Source organism: Rubrivirga sp. S365 (genome assembly GCF_032248475.1).
Taxonomy (GTDB): Bacteria; Bacteroidota; Rhodothermia; order Rhodothermales; family Rubricoccaceae; genus Rubrivirga; species Rubrivirga litoralis.
Window position 1 is genome coordinate 1,794,171 of record NZ_JAVTTN010000001.1, and the last position, 13,811, is coordinate 1,807,981.

Genomic DNA, 13,811 nt, shown 5'->3' on the forward strand with positions numbered 1-13,811 from the left:
ATGCCCGGAGGCGGGGGCGGGGTGGTCAGGCGGCGTCGACGGAGGCGCGGAGGCGCTTGGCGTTGGCGGTCAGCCGCGCCCAGTCGCCGGCGGCCACGGCGTCGGTCTCGACGAGCGCCGACCCGGCCCCGACCGCGACGGCCCCGGCCCGGAGCCACTCGGACGCGTTGTCGAGCGAGACGCCGCCGGTCGGCATGAGCTTGAGGTGGGGGAGCGGGGCGAGCACGCCGCGGATGAACCCCGGCCCGAGCGCGCCGGCCGGGAACACCTTGGCCACGTCGGCCCCGGCCTCGGTCGCCTCGTAGATCTCGGTCGGCGTAAAGCACCCGGGCATGGCCGCGGCGTCGAGGTCGTGGGCCGCCTCGATCACCTCGCGCCGAAACACGGGGCTGACGACGTAGCGCGCCCCGGCCTCGATGGCCGCCCGCGCGGTCTCGGCGTCGGTCACCGACCCGGCGCCGACGAGGACCGACCCGCTCATGGCCTCGGTGACGGCCCGGATGCCCTCGATGGCGTTGGGGACCGTCATCGTGACCTCGAAGCAGACCACCCCGCCCACCTGGAGCGCCTGGGCGATCTGGACGAGCTTCTCGGGCTCGTCGGTGCGGACGACGGCGACGGCTCGGTCGCGCTCGATCCAGCGGACGACGTCGGCGCGCGTGGCGGCGGTGGGGCGGTCGGTGGCAGGGTTGATCGGCATATCGGTACGTCGGCGGGGCGGCCCCGCACGGTGGGCGGGGCGGAATGGCCGCGGGTTACGAGCGGGGCGGGGTGGCCGCGTCCCAGAGGCCGCGGAGGTAGGTGGCGCCGAGGGCGCGGTCGTAGAGGCCGTAGCCGGGGCGCACGTCGGAGTTGTCGCGCTCGGTCCAGATCTGGCGCCCGTGGTCGGGCCGGAGCGGACCGTCGAAGCCGGCGCTCTTGAGCGCGGCGACGACGGCGGCCAGGTCGACGTCGCCGTCGGGGTGGGCGGTCTCGGTAAAGTCCCGCCCCGCCCCGTCCGCCCCGCCCGGCGTGGGGACGTGGGCGACGTTGCGGAGGTGGGCAAAGTGGAGCCGGCCCCGCCCCGCCAGCCGCGCGGCGTCGGCGGCCAGCCCCGGCGCCTGCTGCGGGTCGGCGCCGAGCGAGCCGGTGCAGAACGTGACCCCGTTCGCCGGGCTGTCCACGAGGTCGCAGACGCGGCCGAAGGCGGCGGCGCTCGTGACCACGCGCGGCAACCCGAAAAGAGGCCACGGCGGATCGTCGGGGTGGATCGCGAGCTTGACGCCGGCCGCCTCGGCGGCGGGCACGGCCCGCTCCAGGAACCACCCGAGGTGGTCCCACATCCGCTCCGTGTCGACCTCGGCGTAGGCCGCGAACAGCCGGCGGAGGTCGTCGGGCGAGTGCGCGTCCATCCAGCCCGGAAGGCCGCCGGACGCCAGCGCCGTCTCGACCTCGGCCAACTCGCCCTCGAAGTAGGCCAGCGCTTCGGACCCGTCGGGGAGCGGGCGGTGGAGGTCCGTCCGCGTCCAGTCGAACACGGGCATAAAGTTGTAGCACACGACCGGCACGCCCGCCCCGCCCACGGCCTCGACCGACGCGCACCAGGCGTCGGCCAGTCGGTCGCGGTCGTCAGTCCCCAGCTTGACGCCCTCGGGGACCGGGATCGACTCGATGCAGGTCAGCGCGAGGCCGGCGTCCTCGACGCGCTCGCGGAGCGACGTCACGGCGTCGGCGGTCCACGCCACGCCGGGCGCGACGTCGTAGAGCGCGCTCACGATGCCCCCGACGCCCGGGATCTGGCGGATGGCGTCCAGCGTGACGGGGTCGGACTCGCCGTACCAGCGGAAAGAAAGGTTCATGTCTAAAAGCCCCCGTAGGCTGCGAATCCGCCGTCGATGGGGAGGACGGCGCCGGTGATAAAGCGGGCGGCGGGCGAGCACAGGAAGACGACGGCGCCGGCCACCTCGTCCGGCTCGCCAAAGCGGCCGGCCGGCGTGTGCGCGACGATGTCGGCCCCGCGCTCGGTGAGCGAGCCGTCGGCGTTGAGGAGGAGGTCGCGGTTCTGGTCAGCCACGAAAAAGCCCGGGGCGACCGCGTTGACGCGGACCCGGCCCTCGGTCTCTTTGGCGAGGTCGACGGCCATCCAGCGCGTGTACTGGTCCACGGCCGCCTTCGCCGTCGAGTAGCCGACGACGCGCGAGATCACGCGCGTGGACGTCATCGACGACACGTTGACGACTGCCCCGCCCCCGGGCTCGGCCACGTGCTCGGCGATCGCCTCGCCGAAGGTCTGGGTCGGGAGCACGGTCCCGAGCAGGTTGAGGTCGACCACGCCCCGCCAGGCCTCCGGGTCGAGGCGGAACGGGCTGTCGCCCGGCGCCAGCGTCGCGCCGGCCACGTTGCCGCCGGCCGTGTTCACGAGCGCGTCGACGCGGCCAAAGCGGTCGAGGACGGCGTCGCGGGCGCGCTCGAGGGCGTCGACCTCGAGCACGTTGGCCTCGACGCCGAGCGCCCGCTCGCCGGTCGGGTCCATCTCGCGCGCCGCGGCCTGCGCCTCGTCGGCGTCGAGCCCGAGGAGGACGACGCGGGCGCCGGCGGCGAGCAGGCCGCGCGACATCCCGCTGCCGAGCGTGCCGTAGCCGCCGGTCACGACGACGACGCGGTCGTCCAGGCGGAAGGAAGGGGAGGGCGGGGTGGGCATTCGGGGCGGGGTGGGGGAGGGGCGACGCGCGGGCAGGGCGGCGCTAGTAGCCGAGGAGAGACGGGAGCCAGAGCGACAACCCGGGGAACGCCGTCACGAGGGCGAGGGCGATGAGCATGGCGATAAACAGCGGGAGCAGCGGCCGGACCACGCGCGCGATCGTCGTCTCGGCCACGCCGACGCCCACGAACAGCACGCTCCCGACGGGCGGCGTGCACAGCCCGATGCACAGGTTGAGCACCATCACGATCCCGAAGTGGACCGGGTCCATCCCCAACTCGACCACGACCGGCAGGAAGATGGGCGTGAAGATGAGGATGGCCGGTGTCATGTCCATGAACACGCCGACGAACAGGAGCACGACGTTGATGATCAGGAACACGGCGATCGGGTTCTCGACGGCCGTGACCGTGCTGGCGATCGCCTGCGGCAGGTTCACGTAGGCCATGATCCACGACATCGCGATGCTCACCGCGATCAGGAGCAGGACAATCGCCGTCGTCGCCGTGGCGTCGAGCAGGATCTGGGGGAGGTCGCGGAGCGTGATGCCGCGGTAGGCGAACGCGAGCGCGCCGGCGTAGAGGACGGCCACGGCCGCCGCCTCGGTCGCCGTGAACACGCCGCCCACGATCCCGCCGATCACGACGACGAGCAGGAACAGGCTGGGCAGCGCCGCTACGAACCGGCGTACGATCTCGCCGAACGCCGACCACTCGCCGGTCGGGTAGCCGCGCCGCCACGCCGTGACGCCGGCCACGGCCATGAGCATCCCGCCCACGAGCAGGCCCGGCACGTAGCCGGCCAGGAAGAGCGCCGCGATCGACGCCCCTCCGCTCGCCAGTGAGTACACGATGAGCACGTTCGACGGCGGAATGATGAGCCCCGTTGTCGCGCTCGTGATGTTGACGGCGGCGGCAAAGTCGCGGTCGTAGCCCTCGTCCACCATGCGCGGCCCGACCGTCGCGCCGATGGCGGAGGCGGCGGCGACGGCGCTCCCCGAGATGGCGCCGAAGAGCATCGACGCGAGCACGTTCACGAACGCCAACCCGCCCGGGAGCGGGCCGAGGAGGGCTTTGGCGAAGTCGATGAGCCGGGCTGCGATCCCGCCCTGGTTCATGAGCTGGCCGGCCAGGATGAAGAACGGGATGGCGAGCAGCGTGAAGCTGTCGAGGCCCGTCGCCATCCGCTGGGCGACGGTCGTGAGCGCGGCCGTCGGGCCGATCGACAGCATCATGGTCGCGACCGTCGCCAGCCCGATCGCGAACGCCACGCGGACGCCGAGCGCGAGCAGCACCACGAACACGCCCACGAGCACGGCGATGGCCGTGCCGTCCGCAGCGAGGGCGGCCGACGCCTCGGGGGCGGCCTGGAGGAGCGCCCACGTCATCGGTCGTCCTCGCGGATGGGGAGCTCGGACCCCGGCGTCGCGTCGGGCCGGCTGGCGGCGGCGAACGCCTCCGCGCTCGACCCGTCCGGGTCGGGGCCACCCCGCCCGTGCCCGCGCAGCACGGCGACGTAGAGGCCGATGGCGTGGAGCGCGTAGAAGCCGATGACGGCGCCTGCGAGCGGGAGCACGGTGTAGACGGCGCCCAGCGACACGCCGAGTGCGGCCGAGCGCTGCCCCAGCAGCGTCGTCAGGCGAACGAGGTTGCCGCCGCCGTAGAGCATCACGCCGACGGCGAATGCCAAGACGCAGCCCTGGAGCACGACCCCGAGCGAGGCCCGCGCCTTTGGCCTCGCGTCGAGCGCGCGCGGGAGGAGGTCGATGGCGAGGTGCATCCGCTGGCCCACGGCGTAGGCCGCGCCGAGGAGGCCGAGCCAGACGAGGAGGAACCGGGCCAGCTCGTCGGTGAACCCGCTCGGGCTGCCCAAGACGAACCGGGTCACGACCTGCCACGTCACGTTGATCACGCTCGCGCCCATGAGCACGACGCAGGCCCACGCGAGCACGCGGTCGACGGTCCCTTTCAGACCGCCCGCGGTGGTGGCGCGGAGGAGGGGCGCGCTCACTCGGCCTCGGGGCTCGCGGGCGGGGCGGGGCGGGACTCGACGGCCTGGATCTCCTCGATGAGCGCGCGCGTCGGCGCGTCGACCTCGGTGAGCATGGCGGCGACGAGGTCGGAGAACGGGACCCGGTCCTCGGCGCTCATCTCGATCACCTCGGCCCCGGCCTCGCGGACGGCCGCGAGCGCCTCGGCCGTCGACGCGCGCCAGAGCCGCTCCTCCAGCCTCGCGCTGGCCTCGGCGGCCTCCTCGACCCACCGCTTTTCCTGCTCCGAGAGCTCGTCCCAGATGGGCGCCCCGATGACCAGCACGTCCGGGACCGCCGTGTGCTCGTTGAGCACGAAGTACGGGGCCACCTCGTAGTGCCGCGACAGGTGGTAGCTCGGCGGGTTGTTCTCGGCCCCGTCGACGACGCCCTGCTGGAGCGCCGTGTAGAGCTCGCCCCACGAGATCGGCGTCGGGCTCCCGCCCATCGCGCGGACCATCCGCATGGACGTCGGGCTCTCCTGCACGCGGATCTTGAGGCCCCGGAGGTCGTCTGGCGTCCGCACCGGCCGCTCGACGGTGTAGTAGCTCCGGGCGCCGGCGTCGTAGTAGGTGAGGCCGCGGAAGCGGAACGGCTCGGTCGAGTCGAGCACGTCGGCCCCGACGTCGCTGTGGAAGAACGCCAGCCGGTGGGCCTCGTCGCGGAACAGGTAGGGGAGCGAGAACACGGCGAACTCGGGCGCGAACCCTTCGAGCACGCTCGCCGACACCTTCGTCATCGCGAGCGACCCGATCTGGAGCAGCTCCAGGCACTCGCGCTCGCTCCCCAACTGGCCCGACGGGTAGATGGCGAGCTGGAGGCTCCCGCCGCTCGCAGAGTCGACGTGCGCGGCCATCGCCGTCATGGCGAGATGGACCGGGTGGTCCGTGCTCAGCCCATGGCCGAGCCGGAGCACGCGCGTGCCCTCCCCGCCCGTGGGCCCGGAGGCACACCCGCCGACGAGCGCGAGGAGGAGGACCCACCTCACGCGAGCACCCCGTCGGTGCGCGCGTGCGCCGCCCCGCCCGCTGTGGCGGGGGCGGGGCGGTCGAGCCGGTACGCCCGCCGTGGGAGGTCGTAGGCGAGCGCGCGGCCGACCTCACGGGCCTCGGACAGCCCGAGCTGGTGGCGGGCGACGAGCCGCCCGAGGTAGTGGGCGTCGACGCGCCGGGCAAGGTCGTGGCGGGCGGGGATCGAGCAGAACGCGCGCGTGTCGTCGTTGAACCCGGCCGTGTTGTAGAACCCGGCCGTCTCGGTCGTCCGCTCGCGGTAGCGGAGCATGCCCTCGACCGAGTCGTGGAACCACCATGCCGGCCCGAGGACGAGGCCCGGGTAGTAGCCGGCGAGCGGGGCGAGCTCGCGGGCGTAAGTGCTCTCGTCGAGCGTGAACGCGATCAGGCGGAACGGCGGCCGCCCCGCCCCGTCCGCGGCCGCCGTGTCGCGGTCCGTCCCGCCCGCGAACTCGGAGAGGAGCGGGCGGAGCGCGCGCGTGAACTCCGTGGCGACGGGGATGTCGGCGCCCTTGTCCGCGCCGAACCGCTCGAACAGGGGCCGGTCGTGGTTGCGGAGGGCGCCGACGTGGAGCTGCATCACGAGCCCGTCGTCGGCGCTCATCTCGGCGAACGCCATGAGCATGTGGGCCGTGAACGCCGCCTCGTCCTCGGCCGTCGCCGCCCCGCCCAGGGCGCGCGCGAAGACCGCGTCGCGCTCGGCCTCCGGGAGCCAGCCCGTCCGCGCCGTCTCGGCGCCGTGGTCCGTGGCGACGGCCCCGAGCGCGGCGAAGTCGGCGCGGCGCCGGCGGAGCGCGGCGGCGAACGAGTCGTAGTCCTCGATCGCCCCGCCCGCGAGTTCTCCAAGCCGCTGGACGTGGTCGGACCACCCCGCCCGCGCGATCTGGACGAGCGCGTCGGGCCGGAACGTCGGGATCACGCGGCGAGCGCCTGCGCTACCGTCGGCGGCGCCGTTGGGCGGGGTGGGGCGGTTCCAGTCGTCGGCATCGAGCGCCCGGTGGTGCTCCAGCGCGCTAGAGGCCGCGTCGGTCGTTGCGAGCGTCTCGATCCCGAACCGCTCGAACAGAACGCGCGGCCGGTACTCGGGCGAGGCCAGGCGCTCGGCGATTTGGTCGTAGATCCGGTCCGCCGTGTCGGCGCTCGGGGCGACTTCGACGCTGAACAGCTCGTGGAGCTCGTACTCCATCCACGCCCGCGTGGGCGTCCCGGCGAACGCGTGCCAGTGGGCGCAGAACAGGCGCCACACCTCGCGGGGGGCGACGTCAGCGCGCGAGCCGTCGGCGCGGGGGACGCCGAGCGCGTCGAGCGGGACGCCCTGGCTGTGGAGCATCCGGAACACGTAGTGGTCCGGCGTGATGAGGAGCTCGGCCGGCTCGGGGAACGGGCGGTCCTCGGCGAGCAGCGCCGGGTCGACGTGGCCGTGCGGGCTCACGATGGGGAGCCCGGCCGTCTCGTCGTAGACGGCGCGCGCGGCGTCCCGCTCCGCCCGATCAGGTGGGAAAAAGCGGTCGGGGTGGAGACGGAGGGCGTCAGCCACGGGTGGGGCGGCGGATGGGGACAACTTGACGGTTTCAACTTTCTGACATGACGCGCCGTCCTGTTCAATCTGGGAGCGGGGTGGCGGGCCAGGGCCACCGCAAGGGTAAGGACAGTCCAGAGGGAATACGAGCCCAGGCTTCAAAAAATCCCTTCCGAGGCCGCCCGTCTTTCCTTGACACGTCTCGGCCGCGCGTCTATCCTCCGATTGAAATCCGAGGCGACATCGTCCGGCTGATTCTCTCAAAACCTGAAACGTTCAAGCATGGCCAAGCGTGTGACCGTCCTCGACGTGGCCGAGGCCGCCGGCGTCTCCACGGGGACCGTCTCGGCGGTCATCAACGCCCGGAGCTCGGTCCGCGACACGACGCGGCAGCAGGTGATGGACGCGATCCGGGACCTCGAGTACCGCCTGCCGCGGTCCTCCCCGCTCGCGCGCCGCGCGTCCGAGGACGGGGCCGAGCGGCCGCGGAGCGTCGGCGTCATCATCAAGGAGGCCGACAACCCGTTCTACGCCGACGTGCTGCTCGGCGTCCGGGCCGCGTTGGAGGAGAGCGGGGCGCACCTCCTGCTCGGGACGTCGGAGGGCAGCTTCGAGGAGGAGGGCCGGCTGATCCAGGCGTTCCGCGAGCGCCACGCCGACGGCGTCATCGTGGCGCCGGTCCTGGACGAGCACGTCGACCTTTCGCACCTGTTCACGCTCCGGCGGACCGGGTTCCCCTTCGTCCTGCTCGGCGACGTCCACGGGCTCCAGGCCGCGAGCGTGACGGTCGACAACGTCAAGGCGTCGAAGGCGGCCGTGCGGCATCTGATCGAGGGCGGGCACGAGCGGATCGTTCACGTCTCGGGGCCGCAGTACTCGCAGCACAGCCGGGACCGCGTGGCCGGCGTCAAGGAGGCGTTCAGCGAGTCGCCGCTCCAGTTCCACGACGACGTCGTGGTCCCCGGCGGCGCGCGCCTGGAAGACGGCTACCGCGTGGCGCTCGACGTGTTCGGCGGCGACGCGGGGCGGGGCGGCGAGCGGCCCACGGCCATCACCTGCTTCAACGACCTCGTCGCGATGGGCGCGCTCCGGGCGCTCGCCGAGCTCGGCCTGAGCGTGCCCGGCGACGTCTCGGTCGTCGGCTACGACGACATCCAGATGGCGGCCTACCTCGCCACCCCGCTCACGACCGTCCGCGTGCCGACGCGCGAGATGGGCCGGCGCGCCGCCGCCCTCCTCGACCTCCAGCTTTCGTCGGACGCGCCCGCCCCGCCCGAGCGCGTGGTCCTCGACGCCGAGCTCGTCGAGCGGGCCTCGACCCGTTCTCTGTAGCCGCTCGTCCCGTTTCATTCGCCTGTTCGGTCTTCGGCGCTCGCGGCACGCCCGCATCGGTCGAGGCGGCGAGTGACCAGTAATCCGCGACGTTCTCCCTACCCCGCCCCTTCTGTGCCCACCTCCTACGAATCCCGCTACGCCGCCAGCCCCGACGCCGTCAAGGCGTACGACACCCAGCGCTTGAGGGACGAGTTCCTCATCCCGGACCTCATGACCGAGGGCGAGATCCGCCTGACGTACACGCACTACGACCGCTTTGTCGCGGGCGGGGCGGTCCCGACGGGCTCGGCCCTGACGCTCGAGGCCATCGACCCGCTCAAGGCGGACTTCTTCCTGGAGCGCCGCGAGCTCGGCGTCATCAACGTGGGCGGGGCGGGGACCGTCACGGTCGACGGCGAGGCCTACGCCATCGGCCACAAGGAGGCGCTCTACGTTGGGCGCGGCGCCCGCGACGTCTCGTTCGCCAGCGACGCCGCCGACCGCCCCGCCCGGTTCTACCTCAACTCGGCGCCGGCGCACGCGGCCTACCCGACGAAAAAGGTGACGGCCGACGACGCCGAGGTCGTCGAGGCCGGCGCGGCGGAGACGAGCAACAAGCGAACGATCCGCAAGCTCCTCGTGTCGAGCGTGGTCGACGTGTGCCAGCTCCAGATGGGGATGACCGAGCTGGCCTCGGGGAGCGTCTGGAACACGATGCCGGCCCACACCCACGACCGCCGGATGGAGGTCTACTTCTACTTCGACGTGGCCGAGGGCCAAGCCGTGTGCCACTTTATGGGGCCGCCGGACGAGACGCGCCACCTGTGGGTCCACGACCAGCAGGCCGTGATCTCGCCGCCGTGGTCGGTCCACGCCGGTGCCGGCACGGGCAGCTACACGTTCATCTGGGGCATGGCCGGCGAGAACCTGGACTACGGCGACATGGACGTCGTGGACGTCGCCGACCTCCGCTAGTGCGCCCGCCCCGCCCCGCCCTCCTGGTTGCCCTCGGGCTCTTCGTCGTCGCCTCCGCGTCGGCGCAGGGGGTGCGTGGGGACGGGCGGGGCGGGGTGGAGGCCGTCCGAGAGCGCGTCCGCGACGGCGACGCCGCGCTCCGGCCGGCGTACGAGCGCCTTCTGGCGGAGGCCGACGAGGCGGTCGGCACGGCGTTCGCCTCGATTTTGGACAAGGACGCGACGGCGCCGAGCGGGGACCCGCAGGACTACTACAGCCTGGCCCCCTACTGGTGGCCCGACCCAGACACGCCGGACGGGCTCCCCTACGTCCGCCGCGACGGCGAGCGGAACCCCGAGGCGCGGGCGCTCGATGACCGGGCGCTCTCGGCTGTCCTCGACGCGGTCCCGACGCTCGCGTGGGCGTGGTACTTCTCGGGCGACGACCGCTACGCCGCCAAGGCCGGCGACCTGCTCCGCCTCTGGTTCGTGGACCCCGCCACGCGGATGAACCCCAACCTCACGTATGCCCAGGGCATCCGGGGCCGGAGCGACGGGCGGAAGTTCGGGATCATCGAGACGTCGGAGATGCCTGAGGTCGTCGACGCTCTCGCCGTGCTCAAGACGGGTCCCGCCCTCTCGGCTGCCGACTGGGGCGGGGTCGACGCTTGGCTCGCCGACTATCTCGTCTGGCTCCGCACGAGCGAGCTTGGGATCGCGGAGTCGAACTGGCTCAACAACCACGCGACGGCCTACGACGCCCAGGTCGCGGCGATCGCGCTGTACCTAGGCCAGGACGAGACTGCCCGCGAGGTGCTGGCGGCGTTCCCCGCGCGCCGGATCGACCGCCAGATCGAGCCGGGTGGCATCCAGCCCCAGGAGGCCGCGCGGACGAAGTCGTTCGGGTACTCGGCCTCCAACCTCCTCCACGCCTTCAATGCCGCGGCGCTCGCGCCGCGCGTCGGCGTCGACCTGTTCGGTTACGAGTCGGTCGAGGGCCGGAGCCTGCGCCGCGCGCTCGACTACCTCGTCCCCGTCGTGGAGGGCCGAGACAACTGGGCGTTCCCCCAGCTCCCGAACGCCTGGGACGACGGCGAACGGCGGCTCGCCGCGCTCCTCCGCCGGGCGGCCCTTGCCTACGACGCGCCGGCCTACGAGGCCGCCCGCGAGCGGCTCGACCCGGACCCGACTGCCCGCTACCACTTGCTGTTTCCCCACCCCGCCCGATGAGCACGACCCTCTTTGACCTGACCGGCACGCGCGCGCTCGTGACCGGCGCCACACACGGGCTCGGCATGGCCATGGCGCGCGGGCTCGGGCGGGCCGGCGCCACGCTGGTCATCAACGGGCACTCGTCGCAGGAGAAGATCGACCGGGCCGTCGAGAGCTACGGCGAGGACGGCATCGAGGCGCACGGCTACCTGTTCGACGTCACGAAATCCGACGAGGTCGAGGCCGCCGTCGAGCGGATCGAGTCCGAGGTCGGACCCATCGACATCCTGGTCAACAACGCGGCCGTGATCGACCGCGTCCCGCTCCTCGACATGAGCGTCGAGGCGTGGGAGAAGGTCGTCGGCACGGACCTCACGGGCGTGTTCGTGATGACGCAGCCCGTGGCCCGCCGGATGGTCGAGCGGGGCGGCGGCAAGGTCGTCAACATCTGCTCGATGATGAGCGAGCTCGGCCGCGACTCGGTCGGCGCCTACGCCGCCGCGAAGGGCGGGCTCAAGATGCTCACGCAGTCGATGGCGACCGAGTGGGGCCGCCACAACATCCAGGTCAACGGGATCGGGCCGGGCTACTTCGCCACGACCCAGACCGCCCCGCTCCGCGAGCCGGGCCACCCGTTCAACGAGTGGATCGTGAGCCGCACGCCGGCCGGCCGCTGGGGCGACCCGAGCGACTTGCAGGGCGCCGCCGTCTTTCTCGCCTCTGCCGCGAGCGACTTCGTGACCGGCCACGTCCTCTACGTCGACGGCGGCATCCTTGCCACGATCGGCCGCCCCCAAGACGCATGACGCTCCGCCCCGCCCCACTCCTCTTCGCTCTCACGTTGCTCCTCGCCGCCGCCCCGCCCGTCGCGGCGCAGGGCGGGGCGGCGCAGGTGTCCCTCCGCGTGGAAAATCCGGCCGCGACCGAGCGGCCGGACGAGATCGTAAGCGTCGACTGGGAGGCGTTGCAGCGCCGGCTCCCCGCGGCCCGCGCCGGGCGCGTCCGCGTGCTCGACGCCGAGGGCGGGGAGGCGCCGTCGCAAGTCCTCGATGACGACGGCGACGGGACGCCGGACGCGCTCCTGTTTCTCGCCCCCTTCTGGCCCGGCCAGGCGCGCACGTTCACGGTCGAGGCCGCCCCGCCCGCGCCCGTCGAGGCGCGCGCGCACGTCCTGCGCGACGCCCGGCGCGACGACCTCGCCTGGGAAAACGACCGCGTCGCCTTCCGCACGTACGGCGCCGGCCTGAGCGCGCTCGAAGACCTCGTCAGCAGCGGCGTCGACGTGTGGACCAAGCGGACCGACGCCCTCGTGGCCGACCGCTGGTACGCCGAGGGCGACTACCACACCGACACCGGCGAGGGCGCCGACTTTTTCTCGGTCGGCCGCTCGCTCGGCGCCGGCGGAACCGCCGTCTGGGCGGGCGGCGCGCTCCACCCCGCCCCCAACTTTACCGCCCACCGGATCCTGGCCGACGGCCCGCTCCGCGCCGTCGCCGAACTCACGTACCCGACCTGGGACGCCGCCGGGCGCGCGGTGACCGAAACGCGCCGGATCACGGTCGACGCCGGGCAGCCGGTCTACCGGCAGGAGAGCGTATTCGAGTCCGACGGCGAGGCGCCGCTTCAGACGGTCGTCGGGCTCGTCCACCGCCCTGGCATGGTCACGTCGACGCGCGGGGCGGGGCGGTGGACGTGGCTGAGCGGCTGGGGGCCGGTCGGCAACGAGGGCCACGGCGACCTAGGCACGGCCGTCCTGGTCCGCACAGACCGCGTGGCGGAGCACGCCGAGGCCGAGGACCACAGCCTGCTCGTGACCGAGGCCGAGCCCGGCACGCCGTTTGTCGCCTACGTCGGGGCGGGGTGGACGGCAAACGACGTGGGCGGGGTGGAAGAGTGGTGGGCGACGCTCGACGACGCCGCCGAGCGGCTGGCGCACCCGCTCCGCGTCTCGTTCCCCGACGACGCCCTCGACGCCCAGGCCGCGCTCGACGCCGCCGCCGAGCGGCTGCGGCCGTTCCTCGACCGCCCCGCCCGCGCGGACGAGATCCCGCGCTCGATCGACGCCGACGGCGCGCTCGACGTGTCGCCCTCGCGCGAGTGGACGAGCGGGTTCTACGCCGGCACGCTCTGGGAGCTCTACGACGCCACCGGCGACCCGGCCTTTGAGGACGCGGCGCGCCGGTGGACCGCCGTCGTCGAGCCCGAGAAGACGAACGCGGGGACGCACGACATGGGCTTCAAGATCTACCCCACGGCCGGCGCCGGCCTCCGCCTGACGGGCGACGACGACTACCGCGACGTCGTGGTCGAGGCGGCCGAGACGCTCCTGACGCGGTTCGACGCGAACGTGGGCGCCACGCGCTCGTGGGACTGGGGGAACTGGAAATTCCCGGTCATCATCGACAACATGATGAACCTGGAGCTGCTCTACGCCGCTTCCGAGCTGACGGGCGACGACAAGTTCGCCCGCGCCGCGACCGAGCACGCGCGGACGACTCTAGCCAACCACTTCCGCCCCGACGACTCCTCGTACCACGTCGTCCAGTACGACTCGCTGGGCGGGGAGGTGCTCTACAAGGGCACGCACCAGGGGTTCAGCGACGCGTCCGCGTGGAGCCGGGGCCAGGCGTGGGGGCTCTACGGGTTCGCGATGGCCTACCGCGAGAGCGGGGAGGCCGACTTTCTCGCCCAGGCCCAGAGCATCGCTGACTACGTCCTGGCGCACCCGCAGCTCCCGGGCGACGGCGTCCCGTACTGGGACTTCGACGCGCCGGCCCTCCCCGACGAGCCGCGCGACGCCTCGGCCGCCGCCGTCCTCGCGTCGGGGCTGTACGAGCTGGCCGGGTTCGTGCCCGAGCCCGAGCGCGGGCGCTACGTGGCCGCCGCCGACCGCATCCTGACCAGCCTCGCGACCGACTACCGCGTCGCCGACGACTACGACCAGCCGTTCCTGCTCGACCACAGCGTGGGCAGCGTGCCCGACCAGTTCGAGGTCGACGTCCCCATCGTCTACGCCGACTACTACTACGTCGAGGCCCTCCAGCGCCGGCTGCGCCTCGACGAGGGCCGCCCCGCCCTCGGCGCCCGCTGATCC

Annotated in this window: 12 protein-coding genes; 5 read left to right on the forward strand and 7 right to left on the reverse strand. The window is 73.1% G+C overall.

All coding sequences use genetic code 11. The features are described from left to right. Positions 1-25: 25 nt before the first annotated feature. Genes RQM47_RS07815 through uxaC form a run of 7 tightly spaced genes read right to left on the reverse strand, consistent with a single transcriptional unit; the run spans position 26 to position 7,256 of the window. Positions 26-700, reverse strand: coding sequence for a bifunctional 4-hydroxy-2-oxoglutarate aldolase/2-dehydro-3-deoxy-phosphogluconate aldolase (locus RQM47_RS07815; RefSeq protein ID WP_311662236.1), 675 nt, complete (start codon positions 698-700; stop codon positions 26-28). A 55-nt stretch (positions 701-755) separates the two neighbouring features. Continuing rightward, a complete protein-coding gene (locus RQM47_RS07820; protein WP_314008306.1) occupies positions 756-1,838 on the reverse strand; it encodes a mannonate dehydratase in 1,083 nt (360 codons plus the stop codon). A 2-nt stretch (positions 1,839-1,840) separates the two neighbouring features. Continuing rightward, positions 1,841-2,680, reverse strand: coding sequence for an SDR family oxidoreductase (locus RQM47_RS07825; RefSeq protein WP_314008309.1), 840 nt, complete (start codon positions 2,678-2,680; stop codon positions 1,841-1,843). 43 nt (positions 2,681-2,723) lie between these two features. Continuing rightward, a complete protein-coding gene (locus tag RQM47_RS07830) occupies positions 2,724-4,067 on the reverse strand; it encodes a TRAP transporter large permease (RefSeq protein WP_314008311.1) in 1,344 nt (447 codons plus the stop codon). Continuing rightward, on the reverse strand, positions 4,064-4,690 hold the full coding sequence (locus RQM47_RS07835) for a TRAP transporter small permease (RefSeq protein WP_311662240.1): 627 nt from the start codon (positions 4,688-4,690) through the stop codon (positions 4,064-4,066). Before RQM47_RS07835 ends, RQM47_RS07830 begins: the two co-directional genes overlap by 4 nt. After that, entirely contained in the window at positions 4,687-5,697 is a 1,011-nt protein-coding gene (locus tag RQM47_RS07840) for a TRAP transporter substrate-binding protein (RefSeq protein WP_311662241.1), read from the reverse strand. The genes RQM47_RS07835 and RQM47_RS07840 overlap by 4 nt, the downstream gene beginning before the upstream one ends. Then, positions 5,694-7,256, reverse strand: coding sequence for a glucuronate isomerase (gene uxaC / locus RQM47_RS07845; RefSeq protein ID WP_311662242.1), 1,563 nt, complete (start codon positions 7,254-7,256; stop codon positions 5,694-5,696). Before uxaC ends, RQM47_RS07840 begins: the two co-directional genes overlap by 4 nt. 264 nt (positions 7,257-7,520) lie before the next feature. On the opposite strand from uxaC, the gene RQM47_RS07850 reads away from it, so the two are divergent. From RQM47_RS07850 to RQM47_RS07870, 5 genes are all read left to right on the forward strand, one after another. After that, on the forward strand, positions 7,521-8,570 hold the full coding sequence (locus tag RQM47_RS07850; protein WP_311662243.1) for a LacI family DNA-binding transcriptional regulator: 1,050 nt from the start codon (positions 7,521-7,523) through the stop codon (positions 8,568-8,570). Between the two features lie 114 nt (positions 8,571-8,684). Then, positions 8,685-9,527, forward strand: a complete 843-nt coding sequence (kduI, locus tag RQM47_RS07855; protein ID WP_311662244.1) for a 5-dehydro-4-deoxy-D-glucuronate isomerase — start codon at positions 8,685-8,687, stop codon at positions 9,525-9,527. Continuing rightward, on the forward strand, positions 9,527-10,735 hold the full coding sequence (locus RQM47_RS07860) for an alginate lyase family protein (protein WP_311662245.1): 1,209 nt from the start codon (positions 9,527-9,529) through the stop codon (positions 10,733-10,735). The genes kduI and RQM47_RS07860 overlap by 1 nt, the downstream gene beginning before the upstream one ends. Next, a complete protein-coding gene (locus tag RQM47_RS07865) occupies positions 10,732-11,523 on the forward strand; it encodes a gluconate 5-dehydrogenase (protein WP_311662246.1) in 792 nt (263 codons plus the stop codon). The genes RQM47_RS07860 and RQM47_RS07865 overlap by 4 nt, the downstream gene beginning before the upstream one ends. Further along, on the forward strand, positions 11,520-13,808 hold the full coding sequence (locus RQM47_RS07870; protein WP_314008313.1) for a DUF4861 family protein: 2,289 nt from the start codon (positions 11,520-11,522) through the stop codon (positions 13,806-13,808). The genes RQM47_RS07865 and RQM47_RS07870 overlap by 4 nt, the downstream gene beginning before the upstream one ends. The last annotated feature ends 3 nt before the right edge of the window (positions 13,809-13,811 follow it).

Coding starts and splice junctions, on each gene's coding strand:
- RQM47_RS07825 (WP_314008309.1), bottom strand. CDS start 2,680: ATGCCCACCCCGCCCTCCCCTTCCTTCCGCCTGGACGACCGCGTCGTC.
- RQM47_RS07815 (WP_311662236.1), bottom strand. CDS start 700: ATGCCGATCAACCCTGCCACCGACCGCCCCACCGCCGCCACGCGCGCC.
- RQM47_RS07870 (WP_314008313.1), top strand. CDS start 11,520: ATGACGCTCCGCCCCGCCCCACTCCTCTTCGCTCTCACGTTGCTCCTC.
- RQM47_RS07830 (WP_314008311.1), bottom strand. CDS start 4,067: ATGACGTGGGCGCTCCTCCAGGCCGCCCCCGAGGCGTCGGCCGCCCTC.
- RQM47_RS07865 (WP_311662246.1), top strand. CDS start 10,732: ATGAGCACGACCCTCTTTGACCTGACCGGCACGCGCGCGCTCGTGACC.
- RQM47_RS07820 (WP_314008306.1), bottom strand. CDS start 1,838: ATGAACCTTTCTTTCCGCTGGTACGGCGAGTCCGACCCCGTCACGCTG.
- RQM47_RS07850 (WP_311662243.1), top strand. CDS start 7,521: ATGGCCAAGCGTGTGACCGTCCTCGACGTGGCCGAGGCCGCCGGCGTC.